20 protein-coding genes are annotated in these 17,257 nt (G+C 37.5%); 12 read left to right on the forward strand and 8 right to left on the reverse strand.

From position 1 onward, the window contains the following. Positions 1-33: 33 nt before the first annotated feature. A complete protein-coding gene (nrdI, locus tag IGL70_RS03030; RefSeq protein WP_002287091.1) occupies positions 34-480 on the reverse strand; it encodes a class Ib ribonucleoside-diphosphate reductase assembly flavoprotein NrdI in 447 nt (148 codons plus the stop codon). 210 nt (positions 481-690) lie between these two features. On the opposite strand from nrdI, the gene IGL70_RS03035 reads away from it, so the two are divergent. After that, positions 691-2,115 (forward strand): basic amino acid/polyamine antiporter, encoded by a 1,425-nt coding sequence (locus tag IGL70_RS03035; RefSeq protein WP_002287090.1) that lies wholly within the window; start codon positions 691-693, stop codon positions 2,113-2,115. 180 nt (positions 2,116-2,295) lie between these two features. Here the strand turns inward: IGL70_RS03035 and IGL70_RS03040 are convergent, their stop codons facing one another. The 3 genes from IGL70_RS03040 to IGL70_RS03050 form a co-directional block, all read right to left on the reverse strand. After that, positions 2,296-3,069: an ABC transporter permease subunit gene (locus tag IGL70_RS03040; RefSeq protein ID WP_002287088.1), complete on the reverse strand. Its 774-nt coding sequence runs from the start codon at positions 3,067-3,069 to the stop codon at positions 2,296-2,298. Beyond that, complete coding sequence (locus IGL70_RS03045) at positions 3,066-3,971, reverse strand: ABC transporter ATP-binding protein (RefSeq protein WP_002323718.1); 906 nt, start codon at positions 3,969-3,971, stop codon at positions 3,066-3,068. Before IGL70_RS03045 ends, IGL70_RS03040 begins: the two co-directional genes overlap by 4 nt. Before the next feature lie 153 nt (positions 3,972-4,124). Continuing rightward, positions 4,125-4,445, reverse strand: a complete 321-nt coding sequence (locus IGL70_RS03050) for a DMT family transporter (protein WP_002287086.1) — start codon at positions 4,443-4,445, stop codon at positions 4,125-4,127. 473 nt (positions 4,446-4,918) lie between these two features. Between IGL70_RS03050 and IGL70_RS03055 the strand changes: the two genes are divergently transcribed. The 4 genes from IGL70_RS03055 to IGL70_RS03070 all read left to right on the forward strand — a co-directional run bounded on the left by IGL70_RS03055 (position 4,919) and on the right by IGL70_RS03070 (position 8,750). Next, the gene (locus tag IGL70_RS03055) at positions 4,919-5,605 is read left to right on the forward strand and encodes a DUF969 domain-containing protein (protein ID WP_002287083.1); all 687 of its coding nucleotides are present in this window, start codon (positions 4,919-4,921) and stop codon (positions 5,603-5,605) included. Between the two features lies 1 nt (position 5,606). After that, positions 5,607-6,551, forward strand: coding sequence for a DUF979 domain-containing protein (locus tag IGL70_RS03060; RefSeq protein WP_002287082.1), 945 nt, complete (start codon positions 5,607-5,609; stop codon positions 6,549-6,551). Positions 6,552-6,749: 198 nt separating this feature from the next. Beyond that, on the forward strand, positions 6,750-7,394 hold the full coding sequence (pcp, locus tag IGL70_RS03065) for a pyroglutamyl-peptidase I (RefSeq protein ID WP_002287081.1): 645 nt from the start codon (positions 6,750-6,752) through the stop codon (positions 7,392-7,394). Positions 7,395-7,472: 78 nt separating this feature from the next. Further along, positions 7,473-8,750 (forward strand): hypothetical protein, encoded by a 1,278-nt coding sequence (locus IGL70_RS03070; protein ID WP_002323716.1) that lies wholly within the window; start codon positions 7,473-7,475, stop codon positions 8,748-8,750. A gap of 183 nt (positions 8,751-8,933) precedes the next feature. On the opposite strand, the gene pnuC is transcribed toward IGL70_RS03070, so the two are convergent. Beyond that, positions 8,934-9,683, reverse strand: a complete 750-nt coding sequence (pnuC, locus tag IGL70_RS03075) for a nicotinamide riboside transporter PnuC (RefSeq protein ID WP_104873711.1) — start codon at positions 9,681-9,683, stop codon at positions 8,934-8,936. 332 nt (positions 9,684-10,015) lie between these two features. Between pnuC and gloA2 the strand changes: the two genes are divergently transcribed. The 4 genes from gloA2 to IGL70_RS03095 all read left to right on the forward strand — a co-directional run bounded on the left by gloA2 (position 10,016) and on the right by IGL70_RS03095 (position 11,877). Then, positions 10,016-10,396, forward strand: coding sequence for an SMU1112c/YaeR family gloxylase I-like metalloprotein (gloA2, locus tag IGL70_RS03080; protein ID WP_002287076.1), 381 nt, complete (start codon positions 10,016-10,018; stop codon positions 10,394-10,396). A gap of 94 nt (positions 10,397-10,490) precedes the next feature. Further along, positions 10,491-11,000, forward strand: a complete 510-nt coding sequence (locus IGL70_RS03085; protein ID WP_104807544.1) for a hypothetical protein — start codon at positions 10,491-10,493, stop codon at positions 10,998-11,000. 76 nt (positions 11,001-11,076) lie between these two features. After that, positions 11,077-11,256, forward strand: a complete 180-nt coding sequence (locus IGL70_RS03090; RefSeq protein WP_002291570.1) for a hypothetical protein — start codon at positions 11,077-11,079, stop codon at positions 11,254-11,256. Positions 11,257-11,310: 54 nt separating this feature from the next. After that, entirely contained in the window at positions 11,311-11,877 is a 567-nt protein-coding gene (locus IGL70_RS03095) for a GNAT family N-acetyltransferase (protein WP_002319037.1), read from the forward strand. 424 nt (positions 11,878-12,301) lie between these two features. On the opposite strand, the gene IGL70_RS03100 is transcribed toward IGL70_RS03095, so the two are convergent. Further along, positions 12,302-12,685, reverse strand: a complete 384-nt coding sequence (locus IGL70_RS03100) for a hypothetical protein (RefSeq protein WP_258151696.1) — start codon at positions 12,683-12,685, stop codon at positions 12,302-12,304. 211 nt (positions 12,686-12,896) lie between these two features. Between IGL70_RS03100 and IGL70_RS03105 the strand changes: the two genes are divergently transcribed. Then, positions 12,897-13,265 carry a hypothetical protein gene (locus IGL70_RS03105; RefSeq protein ID WP_104873710.1) on the forward strand — a complete coding sequence of 123 codons (369 nt, stop codon included), beginning with the start codon at positions 12,897-12,899 and terminating at the stop codon, positions 13,263-13,265. A 564-nt stretch (positions 13,266-13,829) separates the two neighbouring features. Here IGL70_RS03105 and IGL70_RS03110 read toward each other — a convergent pair. Together IGL70_RS03110 and IGL70_RS03115 are read right to left on the reverse strand one after the other, a co-directional pair. Next, complete coding sequence (locus IGL70_RS03110; RefSeq protein ID WP_002291449.1) at positions 13,830-14,345, reverse strand: LURP-one-related/scramblase family protein; 516 nt, start codon at positions 14,343-14,345, stop codon at positions 13,830-13,832. A 25-nt stretch (positions 14,346-14,370) separates the two neighbouring features. Further along, a complete protein-coding gene (locus tag IGL70_RS03115) occupies positions 14,371-15,240 on the reverse strand; it encodes a Cof-type HAD-IIB family hydrolase (protein WP_002287072.1) in 870 nt (289 codons plus the stop codon). Between the two features lie 125 nt (positions 15,241-15,365). Here IGL70_RS03115 and IGL70_RS03120 point away from each other — a divergent pair, with 125 nt between their 5' ends. Together IGL70_RS03120 and pta are read left to right on the forward strand one after the other, a co-directional pair. Continuing rightward, positions 15,366-16,046 (forward strand): uracil-DNA glycosylase, encoded by a 681-nt coding sequence (locus tag IGL70_RS03120; protein ID WP_002323793.1) that lies wholly within the window; start codon positions 15,366-15,368, stop codon positions 16,044-16,046. Positions 16,047-16,198: 152 nt separating this feature from the next. Next, a complete protein-coding gene (gene pta, locus IGL70_RS03125) occupies positions 16,199-17,179 on the forward strand; it encodes a phosphate acetyltransferase (RefSeq protein ID WP_002291445.1) in 981 nt (326 codons plus the stop codon). Positions 17,180-17,257: the final 78 nt, after the last annotated feature.

Here is a 17,257-nt window from a genome sequence, read left to right on the forward strand (position 1 = left end):
GCTGAAATCTATTTTTCAGCTTCTTCTTTTTTATTATTTATTGTTTTCTGCTAAAATCTGATAAATTCGTGTCACATCAGATGGTGTTCCCCGTAATTCATAATCTGCCAAGAAAGGAAAGCCAAATGTTTGTGCATATTGTTTGGCTGTTAGACAATACTGATTATTGAAGTTTTTATTCCCGCTACCGACTACACCAAGACAAAGTTTATGATTGTCTTCATGTTCCAGATATTCACGCATCGTTTCGGTCAAGATTTCTGTATCACCGTTATCTAAACCATTTCCGCCGTCTAAATAAGTAGGAACGAAAGTAAAAAATGGTTCTGTTTCTTTCGTAAAATCACTATTTTCATGGATTTCTTTTAAAGTAACTTCAGGATTGACAGGATCTTCTGCATGCATTTTTTCAGCATATTCTGCTAGATGTTTGGCAAAGGCACGCGTATTTCCTGAAATCGATATATATAAAATGTTCATGGATCATCCCCCAATTCTTTCCTTTTAGTATAGCATCTTTTTTAAGTTTTTTGGTGGTGTAATTTGGAAAGGGACTAGGCGCTTTGCTTGTATAATGAGAAAAAAGCCGGTAGAATTATATTTCTATTAAAGTTTTTATTAATTAAGTAAAAATAAAAAAGGTTTGTTATACTTTTTGATAAAAGCGGTTTTATTTTGGAGGATGCTTACATGGATACAGAGCAACAGAAAAAAGGAATTGGTTTAATTCCACTTGCTGCCTTAGTAATTGGTTCAGCGATTGGAGGTGGCGTATTTGGTATTATGACGGACATCTCCGGATCGGCTGGCGGCCCAGCTATTTTCAGTTGGGTACTCGTAGGAACAGCAATGTTGATGCTCTCCTTGTCGATCAATAATATCAATAAAAAACGTCCAGATTTAAAAGGCGGGATCTTTAGTTACGCAGAAGAAGGTTTTGGCCGTTTCGCTGGTTTTATCAGCGGTTGGGGTTACTGGCTCACATGCTGGTTAGGCAACGTAGCTTTTGCAACATTGTTGATGAGCGCATTAGGATATTTCTTCCCAGTATTTGAAGGTGGGCAAAATCTGGCATCGATCGTGATGAGTACAGTCTTTTTATGGGGATATGCATGGCTAGTGAATCGGGGAGTCGAAAATGCTAGTTTCGTCAATGCTATCGTCACATTCTGTAAATTAGTGCCATTATTTTTATTTATTGTAGTAGCTATCAGCACGTTTTCGATCCAACAATTCATTGATAACTTTTCTAGCGACATTATATTGAATGCGAATGGACAGCCGATCCCGTTTTCCAGTCAAGTATTGAGTTGCATCATGGTGATGCTTTGGGTATTTGTTGGTATTGAAGGAGCCTCTGTCGTAGGTTCACGAGCAAAAAAACAATCAGATGTTGGGAAAGCAACGATTCTAGGGATATTCGGCTTGATTATTATTTACGTCTTGGTTTCCATGCTTCCATATGGGACAATGACGATGAATCAGCTGCAAACGATCAAGGCGCAGCCTGCTATGGGCTATGTGTTTGAAATGATGGTTGGTAAATGGGGAGCAGTCGTGATCAACGGCGGTTTGATCATTTCTTTAGTTGGTGTTTGGCTCTCATGGACGATCTTACCGATTGAAACAATGGGAAACATGGCTGAAGACGGACTTTTGCCTAAAGCATGGGGAAAACTCAACAAAAATGGGGCACCAACTTATGCTATCGTATTGACGACGTTATGTACGAATGTCTTTTTACTTTCATTATTATTCACTGACAGTGCTTATAACTTTGCTTACACACTTGGTACAGCAGCTATTTTCTTCACGTGGCTTTTCTTAGGATTGTACCAAATGAAACTTTCTTATCAGCGGAAAGAATGGGTCCAATTTTTAGTAGGGCTTTTAGCAAGTGCCTTTCAAGTATGGGCTATGCTAGTCGTAGCCTTTAATGAAGTAATGCTTGTTCTTGTTCTTTTCTTGCCAGGCATTTATTTTTATCTCAAAGCACGTAAGGAGCAAAACGAGCCTGTACAACATATCCACTTAGATAAGATTTTACTTATAGGTGTGACGATGGTCGGAGTGATTGCAATGGTTTTATTTGCCACTGGGATGCTTCACGTATAGAAGTATAAAAGAAGTATAAAGAGAGGTTGTGAGCCTGTCGTTTATTCAAAAACATACTAGGAAAGGAGCTGTGACACAAATGTTGTCACAGCTCCTTTTTCAGAATAAACGGTGTTTAAGAGACAGCCAATCGGCAATAAGGCTGAACGTCTCTTTCACAACCTCTTTTTTGATGAGTCATCATACATTTTTTCGCTTAAATACGAGATATCCTAATGCTAAGAACAAAACGATGTAAGCTAAATTACCGAACAGCATTTGATTAGTAGAAAGATGAGTCAATTGCTTCATGATCTCTTCGTTTCCAATTTGGTTTTGCAGATTCAACATACTGATCGGATTCCATTTGATCCACTCCCATTTTTGGATGAGTGCGATAAGGATACCAGATATGATTGACGAAGCAAAATAAAAGACGATTCCTGCTGAGATGGATGCACCGGAACTATTGATAAAGCAAGCAATCATCAACACTAAACTTAAAATCAGCCATAAACCGATATAACTACCCAAAGTATAAGTGAACAAGCTTTGGATCAGTGTTTGACCAGTAGAAACCTTCTCCGTGAAGGAAATCGAAGGGAAAAGAATCAGTTTCATCAACACAGTGACAATAATAGCTAAAAGGTATAAATAAACAGAATAAATAACTAATGTGATCCATTTGCTTACTAATATTTCTCCTCGAGAATACTTTCTATAAAGGAGATTTTTCAATGTACCATATTGTGCTTCCATCGAAATGATCGTGCTTGCAGCTGCAATCATGATAAAGACAATCCAAGATGTGGCACTAAAAAGCTGAGCAGTCATTTCAACTGGATCAATGATCGTCGTGTATTTTTTGGCTAGAAGTGCTGTTCCTATGAGCAAAACAACTAATAGAACAGATAAAACAGCAGTTGACTTTTTCTTGATCAATTTAAATAATTCTTGTTTTACAAGCAATGTCATTTTTCTTCTTCCCCCTTTACTGAATCCAGAATTTCCAATAGAGAAGATTCCAAATCATTCGTCAGATGCTGGACATCTGTCACATGGATATTTTGTGCAGACAATAACTGGATCACGGTTCCTAATAATTCTTCGTTTTCTTTTAAAAGCTTGATTTTATCAGAATCTTCCAAAGTATATCCAGCTTCTGTCAAGATCGTTCGAGCAGCTAGATCATTCGTTGTAGAGATAATGATGAAATCTTGCGCTGCTTGGTTCAATTCAGCCATTGTACATTGCTTGATGATCTTTCCTTGATTGATCAGGATCAGTTCATCCACCATTTTTTCAAGCTCACTGAGTAAGTGACTGGAGATCAAGAAAGAGGTGCCTTGAGTAGCCAAGTCGGTAATGATTTTTCGCACATCTCTTGTTGCTTGTGGATCCAACCCGTTCATCGGTTCATCTAAAATAACGATAGAAGGATGGTTCAGTAAGGCAAGAGCAATCCCTAGCTTTTGTTTCATTCCCAACGAGTAAGATTTCGCTTTTTTGTGAATGTACTTTTCCATCTTGAGCTGATTCACGATAGTATCGATAGCAGATACATCGTTTGTTTCAGAGAATAACTTCAGATGATCATAGCCTGTTAAGAATGGGTAGATACCCGGATATTCGATCAATGCTCCTACTTGTTCCAACCCTTTATGACTAGAGGGAGAAATCTCATTTTCACCAATACGGATTGTTCCATCTGAGTAATGGATCAGTCCTAAAATAGCTTTCATGATCGTTGTTTTTCCAGCGCCATTAGGACCTACTAATCCAACGATTTTGCCAGGAGATAAGTTAAAACTGACATCGCTGAGGGCTTGTTTGTGACCAAAGTTCTTGGATAATTCTTGGACCGAAAGACTTTTCAAAAATATTCACTCCTTTTCTATAGATAGTACAAGCATACACCTGATGTGTGGAGAAGTCGCTAGGTCATTGGACTTATTTCTTATTTTTTCATAAAAAAATTGAATATTAAATAAAAAGGCTTATTTTTTCTGATCAGTACTTATTCCAAGTGTCTAGTGGCCGCTAGTAATCTTGATGCCAATGATACTGATGAGTAGCATCCCCACAAAGAACCAAGTGGAAAGATTCAGCTTATCATGAAACAAGACCACACCAATTATGACCGAACCAACTGCGCCAATCCCTGTCCAGATAGGATAAGAGAGACTCATCGGCAAACTTTTGATTGCCTTTGATAAAAAGTAAAAACTAGCAATCATTCCAATCACTGTGTAAAAAGAATAATTTATTTTAGAAAAACCATCACTCCATTTCATCATCGTTGACCAGAATACTTCCAAAATTCCTGCTATGATTAATTCCATCCATGCCATACATACGTTCCTCCTTCAATATAAAAAATACACAAAAAGAGGAGAATCATCCCTTCAAAGACCTAATGGAATGATCATCCTCTTTTTTACTACCCGGTGGCAGATCGTATATCTTTTTCTGTAGTATAGCACACCTATCCAGATATCGGCAATCTCATACTTTTTAGTAAAGTGTACCAAGCATTGACGGATATATCGTTAGCAGAAAAGAAGATGAATGCTTTGCAATTTCATAGAAAGGAGTTGTTATTTATTAATCATTTAAAAAAAACAGTAACTAGACCTTATTTCTATATATTAGCGGGCAATAAATTAAAAAAAGCTTTACCTTACAATAAGTAAGATAATTTTTGTGATAAAAAAATAACGAAAAATATTTAAAAATAGTGTCTATTTCGTGAGAAAACAACTATATTTTTTATGTGTTTTGCTTTATAATTAAAAAAATATTGTCATTTTATGGAGGAAAATATATGGAAAATTATCTTAGCCTTTTAGGCGTCTTGATTGTTATTCTCGGGTTTGCATTTAAATTAGACTCGATATTGATCGTAATGGTTGCTTTAGTTGTTACAGCTTTGACTGGCGGTCTTGGCATTCAAGGAATGTTAGAACTTTTAGGTACAAGTTTTGTAAACAATCGCGGGATGGCGATTTTTATCATCATTATGTTGGCAACAGGAACGCTTGAAAGAAATGGTCTGAAAGAATCAGCGGCTTCCTTGATCAAGCGATTCAAGAAAGTATCTGCTGGTATGATTGTAGATATTTATGGGATCTTTCGAATGATCTTTGCGGCTTTTAACGTGAGTTTTGGTGGAGTTGCTGGATTTGTTCGTCCAATCATTTTACCGATGGCATTGGGGACCATCGAATCAAAAGGATTAGAAGTCCATCCTAAGCATGAAGAAGAACTAAAAGGTATGGCTTCGGCTATGGAAAATGTCTGCTGGTTCTTTGGCCAAGTACTATTCATCGGAGGAGCAGGGGCGTTGCTAGTCCAATCAACGCTGAAAGATCTAGGATATGACGTAACATTGGGACAGCTTGCTTTAGTGGAAGTTCCAGTGGCTATCACGGCTTTAGTTGTGGCAAGTGTCTACTTCTATCTTAAAGAAAAGAAATTAGCGAAGAAATATTATCCAGGAAAGGGGCAATAAGATGGACTTTTTTACAAATCCTGATATTTTATTAGGCGATAAATTACTGGAGATCCTTTATATCGTGATGGGACTCGTATTGATTTACACTGGAGTAAGAAACTTAACAGATAAAACCAATCCTCATCGTTACGGCTCAGCCTTTTTCTGGACGGTTTTAGGGGTAGTTATTGCAGGAGGAAGATGGCTTCCGGCAATCGTGAACGGTGGCTTGATCTTTGCGATGACCATACCAGCAATTGCTAAGAAAGTCAGCAAAGGAGAAAGCCGGCTTCCATCAAAAGAATATATGGAAAAAATGTCAGACAAACTAGGAATGAAAATCTTTATTCCAGCTTTGAGTATCGGTGTCTTTGCGATCTTGTTTGCTCTATTTACCAATTTAGGTGCTTTAGTCGGCGTGGGCGTCGGTGTTTTTGCAGCCATGCTAATCTTGATGTTCTTTTCTCGAGATAATCGACCAAGTACATTTTTAGATGATGCAGCAGATATGCTGGGCACAGTAGGGCCGTTAAGCATGTTGCCAATGCTTTTAGCTTCTCTAGGTGCGGTATTTACAAGCGCTGGAGTTGGGACAGTGATTTCCAATGCAGTAGGTACGATCGTTCCAGAAGGAAATGTGAACATCGGCATCATCATTTACGCTCTTGGCATGGTGATATTTACGGTAATCATGGGGAATGCATTTGCGGCCATCACCGTGATGACGGTTGGGATCGGTGCACCATTCGTATTTAGTCATGGAGCGAATCCAGCGTTAATAGGAATGGTTGCATTGACTTGCGGTTTTTGTGGGACCCTGCTGACACCGATGGCTGCTAACTTCAATATCGTGCCTGTAGCGATGCTGGAGATGAAAGACAAATACGGAGTGATCAAAAACCAGTTGTTTATTGCGTTATTTATGCTAGTTTTCCAAATTGCTTATATGATTCTATTTAAATAATAGAAGAGAAGGGTTGTGACAGAATAATTGTCGCAACCTCTTCTAACATTGTAGTGGAACACTATTTTTTTATAAGAATATATTAAGTTTGATCTGTTATGTTATTTAAACTATTGTTTCCTTTATTTACGCTGTTCAAGGAAAATGGTATGATAAAAGATAACCATATGTTAAATCAATCGGACGGAGGAACAACAGATGAAAGTACTAGTAACAGGTTTTGATCCATTTGGTGGGGACAAAGTGAATCCAGCCTATGAAGCAGTAAAAAAAATGCCAGATGAAATCAGCGGTGCTGAAATCATCAAAGTGGAAGTACCGACCGTATTCGAAAAAAGCAGTCAAGTAGTCAAAGAAGCCATCCAACAGCACCAACCAGATGTCGTGATCTGTGTCGGACAAGCAGGTGGACGGTCAGCAGTCTCGTTCGAACGTGTCGCAATCAATCTAGCAGAAGCAAGAATCCCTGATAATGAAGGAAATCAGCCATTCGATACGGCTTTAGAAGAAAACGGTCCAGCCGCTTACTTTACCTCATTGCCAATCAAAGCAATGACAAAAAATGTACAAGATCATGGTCTACCAGCGTACATCTCTTATACAGCAGGAACATTTGTCTGCAACGATATCATGTATCGTTTGCTTCATTTGATCGAAACACAATTCCCGGCCATTCGAGGTGGGTTCATCCACGTGCCATTCTCACCCGATCAAGTGATCGATCGTCCAGTGGGTACACCTTCTATGTCTTTAGAAGACATTGCTTCTTCTTTGACTTATGCAGTTGAAGCAGCAGTAGAAAATAAAGAAGATATTTCCGGAAATGCCGGAACAACTCACTAGTTTAGCAAGAAACACTGGCTGGTTGCTAACGTTATGTTAGTAGCCAGCTTTTTGTAATTAGAAAGGAAAGAAACAGCCATGGAAGAATGGCAATCCGTCTTTGAAGAATGGTTTCCAAAAGAAATCAGCAAAAGCTATCCCATCAAAATTTCTAAACAATACACAAGCAGTCAACGTTGGGAGATCTATGCAAAATTAACGAAAAAACAGCGGGAACTAGTCGATAAGCACCGCCGATATCTAATCAGCTCTCGTTTTATGGAAGAACATTATTTAGCTGCAACAGATTGGGTGTTTTCTGACTTCAAGATCAATCCGTTTTTTCGAACAAAACGAAGCCAGCAAAAATTGTATTGTGAGTGTGGTAGAGAATTAAAAGTGCAATACATCGTTAAATCGCCAAAAACCGGAAAGATCCTAAAACTAGGCATCAACCACTTTGCCGATCACCTGCATGTCTCTCCGACAGTGGCAGCTTCGATCCATCAGGGAATGACAAAAGTTGATCTGGCCTTAGACGAATTATTATGGCTTAAGCAGAAGAATATCGATTTTCCTGAAGGACTATGGCAAAAATACTGTTTTGTCTTGTACCAAAATCGTCGGATGAAACAGCCATATTTACCGGATATAAAATTAGCTCAGCGGCTCGCAGAATTTCGCCAAGTAGAAATGCCGATTTACATAGCGGATTATCAAGCATTGGAAAATGAAATCAAGAAAATAAGTGAACACATCAATGGGCAGCCAAAAAAGCGACAGATAAAAAAAGAACTATTTGACGACTTTGCAGAAGAATTAGTAAAGGATGTAGAAGAATTCTTGATCAACTATCGCGCATTTTTACGTAAAGATTGGCAATCCATCGTATATGAAGAAGTGCCAGTACATCCTAATGCTTATTTTGAAACATTTATTTCCGTGTTGAGAAAGACAAAACGTCAACGAACACCAGAAGTCACTGCTCAGATGGAATATTTTGCGAAAAACCAACGATTCATCCAACCAAAAATCTATCTATTTATTTGGAAGCAATATTGTCGCTATGGTTTTACAGAAGGGTTCTTCGACAGCATTCCTCGGATAGTCAGAAATGGTTTTTTAAAAGTATTGCGTAAAGAACGAGAAGCTATACAATCTGCTGATAAGAAAGACCGTACAGTCTCAAAAGAAAAATGGCAACTAGTAGTGAAAGATATCCAATCTGGAAATGTGCAAGAGACAATCGACAAATGGAAAGGAAAACATTATCGTTTTACTGAAGCTCAGAAACAAGCGTTGGAATATTATCAGAAGTTAGAAGAATCACTGCGTTTCAATGATGAGGCAAGAAAGTATCTGAAGGAATTACTATAAAAAATAGAGGCTGGGACAGAAGCGTTTAACTCCAAGAAATAAGAAGGAATTCACGAAAATTGCTTTTCAAATTTTTGTGAATTTCAGCTTATTTCCGAAGGAGTTGCTTCTGCTTCCGCCGTTTATACGTGTTTAGAGCGTGAGACAAAAGTGTTCTTTACTTTTGTCCCACGCTCAGTTTTTTTATGCGCGTTGTTGTGCGTTGTAGTATTTTTCTTCCATTTTTTGCATACGTTCACGTTCTTTTTGGTTATACCAAGGTGAAACGGTAAATGCAAGGACATCATTCAGCAAGTAAACAGAGCTGTTCACGAACATCGCCATACTTGCAGATCCATGCGTAAATGAAATATACCAAAGGACCATTTGAGCAAGCCCTGAAGCTAACCACCAGTAATATTGGTTGTTGTAACGCAAGAAACTGATGATACCAGCAGTCAAGCTAATAGAAAAAGCAATGGCATCTACCCACGGCCGAGGATCATCTGTATAACGACCAATCAGGAATCCTGAAACAAGATAGACAAGGAAAGTACTGATGATTGCGATAAACCAGCTTTTTCCAGTGAATTTTCGGATTTTTGAAGCCATATTATGATTCCATTCTTTACTTAACAATACGGGGATATCCAATGTGATCATATAAGCAATCTGTTCACCGATACTTAAATAGTTCTTTGCTGAGAATCCAACGATAATAAAACAAATCGCAGACAAAATACCTAAAATACCGTTGACTGATTTTGCCGCATTGATGGATAAAATACACAATACACCAAGCGTGGTACCGATAAATGTAATAACGGACAGCCAAGTGATGGGACTATTGACAAGAGTCATGACCTGGCAGCCAAGACTGAAAAAGAAAAGATAATAATTTTGTTGCGGCCAGCCTTTTAGCTGATGAGCTAAAAACTGAAAATATGACTTCATGTATGAGGACTCCTTAAGACACTAAATGTAGTGTGTTCTGTATTTACTAACACAATCTATTGTATGCTTTTCTTGAAAAAAAACTAGTCTTTCAATTATAAATAATTTGTGTTATGATAATTTTCTGTTTGTTTTCTTGAAAATATAATTTCTTACTTTCATTTATTATATTGGGAACAGGAAGAGTGTCTTGGAGGACCTACTTTCTGTTTTTTTTTTTGCCTTTTTTCTTATAAAAAGGAAAAACAGCTATTTTTTTCAATCTGACACATTTACAATGGAACTGGAGATTAATATAGATCCGAGCTTAAACGAAGAATAGGAGTGCTCATATGAACCTTACAACGATCCATCATATAGCCATCATTGTTTCAGATTATCAGAAATCACGTGATTTTTATGTTAATAAATTAGGATTTGAAGTAATCAGAGAAAATTACCGCAAAGAACGAGATGACTATAAATTAGATCTGAAACTAGGAAGTGCTGAATTGGAGATTTTTGGAATTGCTAATGCGCCACAACGACCAAACTATCCAGAAGCTTGTGGCTTGCGTCATCTTGCTTTCAAAGTAGACGATATTGAAGAAACAATTGCAGAATTGCAGTCCTTAGGGATCGAATCAGAACCGATTAGAGAAGATACCTTTACAGGAAAAAAAATGACGTTTTTCTTTGATCCAGACGGATTGCCATTAGAATTGCACGAATAAAGATAACAAAATTGTCACTTTTTTTTCGTTTCATTCGATTTTTCATTCGTTCATTTCTTGATATTCTTTAAAAAAAGAAACAGGAGAATGAAGAATGAAAAAAATGATGTTTGGTGTTGCTGCCCTCATCGTAATAGGGATTACCGGTATGACGGGACTGCTCAATGCCGCTTTTCACATGGATGATATTAGTGACCAGGAATATCGGATCTCATTGAAAAAAGCAGCAGCAATTGTAAAAAACGAAACAAAAGAACATAACATATCTGCTATTCATTTTGCAGTTGAAAAAGACTTGGATAATCCTACGAATGCAACATATGAATACCAGTTTTTTTGTGAAGGACAAGTCATAGCAGTCAATCCATCCACTGGGAAAACAACCGTACGAAATGACACGAAAAAGGCCGCAGAACATCTTTTTGATATAGAAAAAACGGAAGAGTTCAAACAACCGCAAGCAGCGATGAAGGAAGCAGTCAGCTACTACGGGAAAAAAGCAAAAGTGAAAGAGTGGACACTTCTAGTCAAAGATGAACGTCCTTATTATAAAGTCCGATTAATAGATGGAGAACAGGACCGTCAGGTATGGATATCTGCATAGAAGAAGGATATTGCTTCTCTTTTTTTCAATATAAGAGTAAGCTAAGAGAGTAAAGATGAAAGGAAGTTGAGATAACATGGAAAAAATGAAATGCCCTAATTGCGGAAAAAAATTTGCATACGAAGAAGTCAATAATGTAGTCGAACATAATGATAAAGAAATGCCAGTCGTCTGCCCTTATTGCCGAACTGAAGCGGCAAGAATCGTTACTCATGGTTATTTCATTACTGAAAAGATTGAAGATTTTTTAAAATAACGATTTTGCGATTTCTTTTTCTGCATGTTAGAATGGAGAAAAGGAGAGGAAACTATGATTCGTTTTGCGAGAAAAGAAGATGCTCCAGAAATCGCCCCATTGATCTTAGTGATTCTAAAAGATATGGAACTGCCATTTTTGAAGCAGACAGGGGAACAAAAGACTTTAGAGATTTTAGAAGAAGCAATCACTGATCCAAATTATCGTTACAGTTATTCACGAGGTATCGTAGAAGAAATAGACGGTAAAGTTGCAGGAGTTGCTTACGGTTATACAGATGAAGAAGAATCAATCATCGATCAGCCACTGGTACCTATCTTAGAGAAATATCAGCTAGATGCGTCTACACGTTTGTTCATTGATAAAGAAACGTTTCCCAACGAATGGTATTTGGACTCTATCAGTGTATCAGAAGATTTTAGAGGACAAGGCATCGGTTCGCGATTATTAGAAGCATTACCTAAATTGGCGAAGAAAGCTAATCGCTCCGTCATCGGTCTAAGTGTGGATGAAAAAAATCCAAAGGCTAAAAAATTATACGAACGCCATGACTTCAAAGTTGTCGGTCAGCGGATGATCAGTGGTCATCTTTATGATCATATGCAAAAGAAATTAAATTGATTTAAATTGTCAAATAGTGAAAAAATAATAATGGTGTAAAGAAGAATGAACGTTACTAAAAATTGAATAGGTTTTAATAAGGTTGTGACAGAAGTGGTCAGCTTCAAGAAATAAGAAGGAATTTACGAAAATTGCTTCTCAAATTTTTGTAAATTCCTTCTTATTTCCGAAGAAGCTACTTCTGGAACACCGTGAATCAGAGGTTGTGAAAAAGCCGCTTAGTTTCGAGTATTAAGAAAAATTTTGTGAAAATGGCTTTCTACATTTTTGCATAAATTTGGCTTAATACCGAGAAACTGGCTTTTGAACACCGTTTATTCGAAATAAAGGACTGTGACACGATTTTTGTCACAGTCCTATTTGCTATCCGTTGTAAAACTATATTCGACTCCGAATGAATCTTTCAATCTTGTTTGGTTATCAGCTACCCATGTAAATTCCTTTTTGAATCTTTTCCGATTAGATAAGTTTTTTTATTATCAGAATCGATTTCCACTCTTCCATTTTTGACTTTCCTGTTGAAACTTTGCAGTAACTCTGGATTTTCAGTAGAAATAGTTTCGGAAGGAAAGTCTTCTTTAATCATTTCAGCCAGTAACAGTCGATCGGTTTCGCTTAACAATTTTGTTGGAGAGGTATTTAAATTTATATTTTGTTTAAATTCTTTACTGATTTCTAAATACCCATTATCTAAAATATAAGTTCCTCTAGTTTGTAAGGTTCCATTAGCTGTAATTTGTTCTATTGTGACATGAGTTATTTTATTGTAATTCGAATTGCAACCGCTGATTATGAATAATAATAACAAATGCGATGTATAAATAGTTCTTTTTAATAACTTTTTTTCATATGTTCCTCTCCTGTGCCTTCTTTTTTCTGATATTTTACCATATTTGCAAAAAAATAGTAATATAATTAAAGTTTTGTTTGGTGTGCATAAAAATTCAATGTATAATCAGGATATAAAAATATAAATGGAGGTTTTTTATGATTAAAAATGTTTTTTATCTAGCTGTTTTTTGCTGTCTGTTGCTGTTTTATTAAGTAATAACTGTGTCCATGCTGAAGAAAAAGATTTTAGCTATGGTGAGGATGCTCCTTCTCACATTGTAGAAACTACTATTTTTGATTTTGATCAAATGAAGTTTATCACTATTTCCCCACAAGCTATATTGACTCGTTATTGGACAAGCGAATGGACAACGACTGGAAATCCTGCCCCAGCTGTTGCATTCTTCCAATCTGGAGCCTATCGAGGTTGGCTTGGAAAATATAGGGAAATGCCCCTTTCAAATGGAACTCGAGGTTATTATGAGGGATATTTTTATCACCATTCCTTACCTTTACCGATTCCTTCAAAAATAAATATCAGGAAGGAGATAATATAAGTGAAAAAATTTAAGAACTTATTTATTTTAATAATGGCTATATGGGGATTAACCGCTTTTTCACAAAAAATCCATGCTGATACAAATGATTTAAGTGCTTAGCAAGTAATGAGTACTATCAATAGCAGAGGTAGTAAAGTTATCTACCACACAAGACGATCGGCTACTTTAAGCGGTCTAACAAATACAATTATATATAATGATGGTATTTATTGTGGGCAATTATATTTACAAACTTGGTCTTACGACAAAGATTTTACTACAGGAAGATTTTGGTATGTAGGGATATATAGAGGAACAGTCAGATCGAATGGAGGATGTCCTATCGGACGATTAAAGTCTTAATATGTGTTATGAGAATATAGAAGGATAAAACAGCACTTTTTTAGTTCATCATCAAGAGTGTTTGAATACCTCCGTCTCGAAGGGAATTTTGGTATTTCCTATTTTTGATAAGAAATATTGGGAGTCGTTACTCGATCAAGTAACGACTCCCAATATCGTAGATTCTTAATTTTGACTTAGAGTTTGAGATTGTTTATTGTTAGCTTGCTTTCATTTTTTCTAGTTCACATCAAATCGATAGGATAAAGGCTTTTCTTTGCTTTTGTCTTTACGGTAGAGCCAGTAATCTAAAACCGCAGCAATACAAATACAAACTGGAGCATCTTCATCATTTGAGACATCCAATACATAGTAATCTCCTGAAAAAAGTGTTGCTTTATCCATTTTCATGATTTGCTGATTGAAATGATGGATTTGATATTGATGATTATAGATATCACCTTGGACTGTCCAGTGAAGTCTACGAATATAATAAAAATCACCGGGCCAATTGAATATTTTCTGCATGGTTCCCACCTTTTCGAACTCTTTATACAGCTCAAAACGCGTACCGAATGTCAGGCTTATCTGCTTGATGTGAGCAACGAGATCGCCATTCATGGCATAAAGAGACAATGCATCGCCCTTTGTTCCCCAGCGACCAACCATCAAAAACAGGGAATGTCCTTTTTCGTTTTTGACAATTGTCCGAGTTGCACGTCCAAGCTGTTTTTCCTGAATGAAAAATTCTGACATCTATATCCCTCTTTTCTAGATAAAACTACAAGTCTTCTGCAATCGCGCGCAATATGGCTTTTCCTACGCCAGATTCAAGGTTTGTGTCCGTTGTATATTTGGCATAATCTTTTACTTCGATTTCTGCATTTCCCATTGCGAAACTGACTCCTGCTACTTGCAGCATGCTGACATCATTGAAGTTATCGCCAATCGTCATGACTTCTTCTAAAGAAATCCCACGCTCGTGAGCGACATGGGCAACAGCAATTCCTTTTTGAGCGTTTTTATGGTTCACTTCGATATTGTTTTGACCAGAGGAAGTAACGGCCAGATCGCCTAAAAGAGAAATCTGCTTTCCGACTGGACCTAATACAGCTGGCCCTTCTGTATGAAAACAAATAATTTTTAAAACTTCCAGATTCTTTTCTTCCAAGATAGCACGAATACTGTCCACGTATGTGATGTGCAATAATTCCAGCTTAGCTGAGGCCATGGCAATCGCCATTTTATACGTAAGGTGAGGTAAATGGGTAGCCACCATGGAAGCAAAACTTTCGATTCGTTTCGCTTGATTTTCAGAATAAAGACCATCGTTGGTTGCTACTTCATAGTAAATACCGTTAGCATCTAGAATATCTAAAACAGAGATTGCTTGATTATTTGGAATCGATACGGTAAACAGTGAATTTCCTTCTTTATCAAATACCTGTGCCCCGTTCAAAGTGATCATCGCACAATCGATTCCTACCTCATCTAAAGCTGCGCGAGCTTCTTGATAGTTTCGACCAGTAGCGACCATGAACTCAACACCGGCATCATTTGCAAAACGTATCGCCTCGGCATTTTCAGGAGAAACACTCATATGGGCATCTAATAATGTGCCGTCCATATCTGATGCAATTAATTTGATCATAATGATTATCGTTCCTTTCTGCTTCTTGTTCCTAGTTTACCATATTAATCAAGTGCTGAGGGTGAAGATTGTCCCTTGTGATTGAAGAAAATGTGAGTTATTCTTTTTATTAGGAGGTGGAGGTTTTGAAAGAAATCATTCATAACAGTTGGCAAGAAGTTTTGTCCTCAGAATTTTCAAAAGATTATTATCTGCATCTAAGAGAATTTTTAAAAAAAGAATATGCGTCCCAAAAGATCCATCCAGATATGTATCATATCTATGAAGCATTGGAATTGACTCCTTATGAAGAAGTTAAAGTGGTGATTTTAGGACAAGATCCTTATCATGGAGAAAATCAAGCTCATGGCTTATCTTTTTCTGTGCAACCCGGCGTAAAGATCCCGCCATCGTTAAGAAATATCTATAAAGAGCTTAATGATGATCTTGGAATCGCACCTGTTCAACATGGAAATCTAGTGTCATGGGCTAAACAGGGAGTCCTTTTACTCAACACCGTTCTTACCGTTCGGGAAGGGCAAGCGTATTCTCATCGCGGGAAAGGTTGGGAAAGATTAACAGACACGATCATTGAAAAATTAAATGAACGGGAAAAACCAATCGTGTTTATCTTGTGGGGAAAACCGGCACAAGAAAAAATCAAAATGATCGATAAGAGTCGCCATATCATCATAACATCTCCACATCCCAGTCCGTTATCTGCAAGTCGTGGCTTTTTTGGTTCCAAACCCTTCTCGAAAACGAATGATGCGCTCCTTGCGTTAGGAGAAGAACCGATTGATTGGCAACTGCCTGAAACAGTGTAATAAAACAGCGCTTTCCTGTTATAGCGCAGTTCGCTATGTATGTGAAAAACTTAATTTTTCCAGCATTTTTGACTAATACAGATAAAATAAACTGTTCTTTTTTTCTGGAATAGTGTATGATAATACATATAAAAACGTCTGGAGGTCATCTTGTGGAATTGTTTGATAGTTTAAGATTTAAGATTGTTCGCCGTGGGATCAAAATCGTTTTCCCGGAAGCTACTGATGCTCGTATTTTAGGCGCAGCTGCCCGGTTGAAAGCAGAAGAACTTGTGGAACCCATTTTAGTAGGGAACGAAGAAGAAATAAGAAATGCAGCGCATGCCAGAGGAATCAAAACATCTAGCTTTACGATCATCAGCCCTGATAATTACGATAAGTGGGATGAAATGGTGGATGCTTTTGTTGAACGCAGAAATGGAAAGGCATCCAAAGAACAAGCAGAAAAGATTTTAAAAGATGTGAATTACTTTGGTACGATGCTTACGTATATGGGGATTGCAGACGGAATGGTCTCTGGAGCGATCCATTCGACTGGCGACACTGTTCGCCCAGCACTTCAGATCATCAAAACAAAGCCTGGCATCAGTCGGACAAGCGGAGCGATGATCATGGTACGTGGAAGAGATCAAGAAAAATATGTCTTTTCGGATTGTGCGATCAACGTGAATCCAACTGCGCAAGAATTGGCTGAAATCGCCGTAGATTCTGCAAAAACAGCAGAATTGTTCGATATCGAACCAAAAGTAGCAATGATGAGCTTCTCGACAAAAGGCTCAGCGAAATCGCCAGAAGTAGACAAAGTAGTTGAAGCAACTAAAATCGCTAAAAAACTAGCGCCACAATACATGATCGACGGCGAATTGCAATTTGATGCTTCTTATGTTCCTTCAGTTGCACAACTGAAAGCGCCAGATTCAGAAGTAGCTGGTCAAGCAACAGTCTTTGTATTTCCAGAATTGCAGTCAGGAAATATCGGCTATAAAATTGCTCAGCGTTTCGGTAACTTTGAAGCAATCGGACCAATTCTACAAGGCTTGAACAAACCGGTTTCTGATTTGTCTCGTGGAGCAAATGAAGAAGATGTATATAAATTATCGATTATCACAGCAGCACAAACATTGATTGATTAACAAATACACGCGAACTAGCCAAAAACAGCAGCTGCTGTTCTTGACTAGTTCATTTTTTCTTTAAAAAAACTTCATTAC

It is taken from the genome of Enterococcus sp. DIV0901a (assembly GCF_051711525.1).
Taxonomy (GTDB): Bacteria; Bacillota; Bacilli; order Lactobacillales; family Enterococcaceae; genus Enterococcus_B; species Enterococcus_B faecium.

Coding starts and splice junctions, on each gene's coding strand:
- nrdI (WP_002287091.1), bottom strand. CDS start 480: ATGAACATTTTATATATATCGATTTCAGGAAATACGCGTGCCTTTGCC.
- IGL70_RS03035 (WP_002287090.1), top strand. CDS start 691: ATGGATACAGAGCAACAGAAAAAAGGAATTGGTTTAATTCCACTTGCT.
- IGL70_RS03040 (WP_002287088.1), bottom strand. CDS start 3,069: ATGACATTGCTTGTAAAACAAGAATTATTTAAATTGATCAAGAAAAAG.
- IGL70_RS03050 (WP_002287086.1), bottom strand. CDS start 4,445: ATGGCATGGATGGAATTAATCATAGCAGGAATTTTGGAAGTATTCTGG.
- IGL70_RS03055 (WP_002287083.1), top strand. CDS start 4,919: ATGGAAAATTATCTTAGCCTTTTAGGCGTCTTGATTGTTATTCTCGGG.
- IGL70_RS03060 (WP_002287082.1), top strand. CDS start 5,607: ATGGACTTTTTTACAAATCCTGATATTTTATTAGGCGATAAATTACTG.
- pcp (WP_002287081.1), top strand. CDS start 6,750: ATGAAAGTACTAGTAACAGGTTTTGATCCATTTGGTGGGGACAAAGTG.
- IGL70_RS03070 (WP_002323716.1), top strand. CDS start 7,473: ATGGAAGAATGGCAATCCGTCTTTGAAGAATGGTTTCCAAAAGAAATC.
- pnuC (WP_104873711.1), bottom strand. CDS start 9,683: ATGAAGTCATATTTTCAGTTTTTAGCTCATCAGCTAAAAGGCTGGCCG.
- gloA2 (WP_002287076.1), top strand. CDS start 10,016: ATGAACCTTACAACGATCCATCATATAGCCATCATTGTTTCAGATTAT.
- IGL70_RS03085 (WP_104807544.1), top strand. CDS start 10,491: ATGAAAAAAATGATGTTTGGTGTTGCTGCCCTCATCGTAATAGGGATT.
- IGL70_RS03090 (WP_002291570.1), top strand. CDS start 11,077: ATGGAAAAAATGAAATGCCCTAATTGCGGAAAAAAATTTGCATACGAA.
- IGL70_RS03095 (WP_002319037.1), top strand. CDS start 11,311: ATGATTCGTTTTGCGAGAAAAGAAGATGCTCCAGAAATCGCCCCATTG.
- IGL70_RS03110 (WP_002291449.1), bottom strand. CDS start 14,345: ATGTCAGAATTTTTCATTCAGGAAAAACAGCTTGGACGTGCAACTCGG.
- IGL70_RS03115 (WP_002287072.1), bottom strand. CDS start 15,240: ATGATCAAATTAATTGCATCAGATATGGACGGCACATTATTAGATGCC.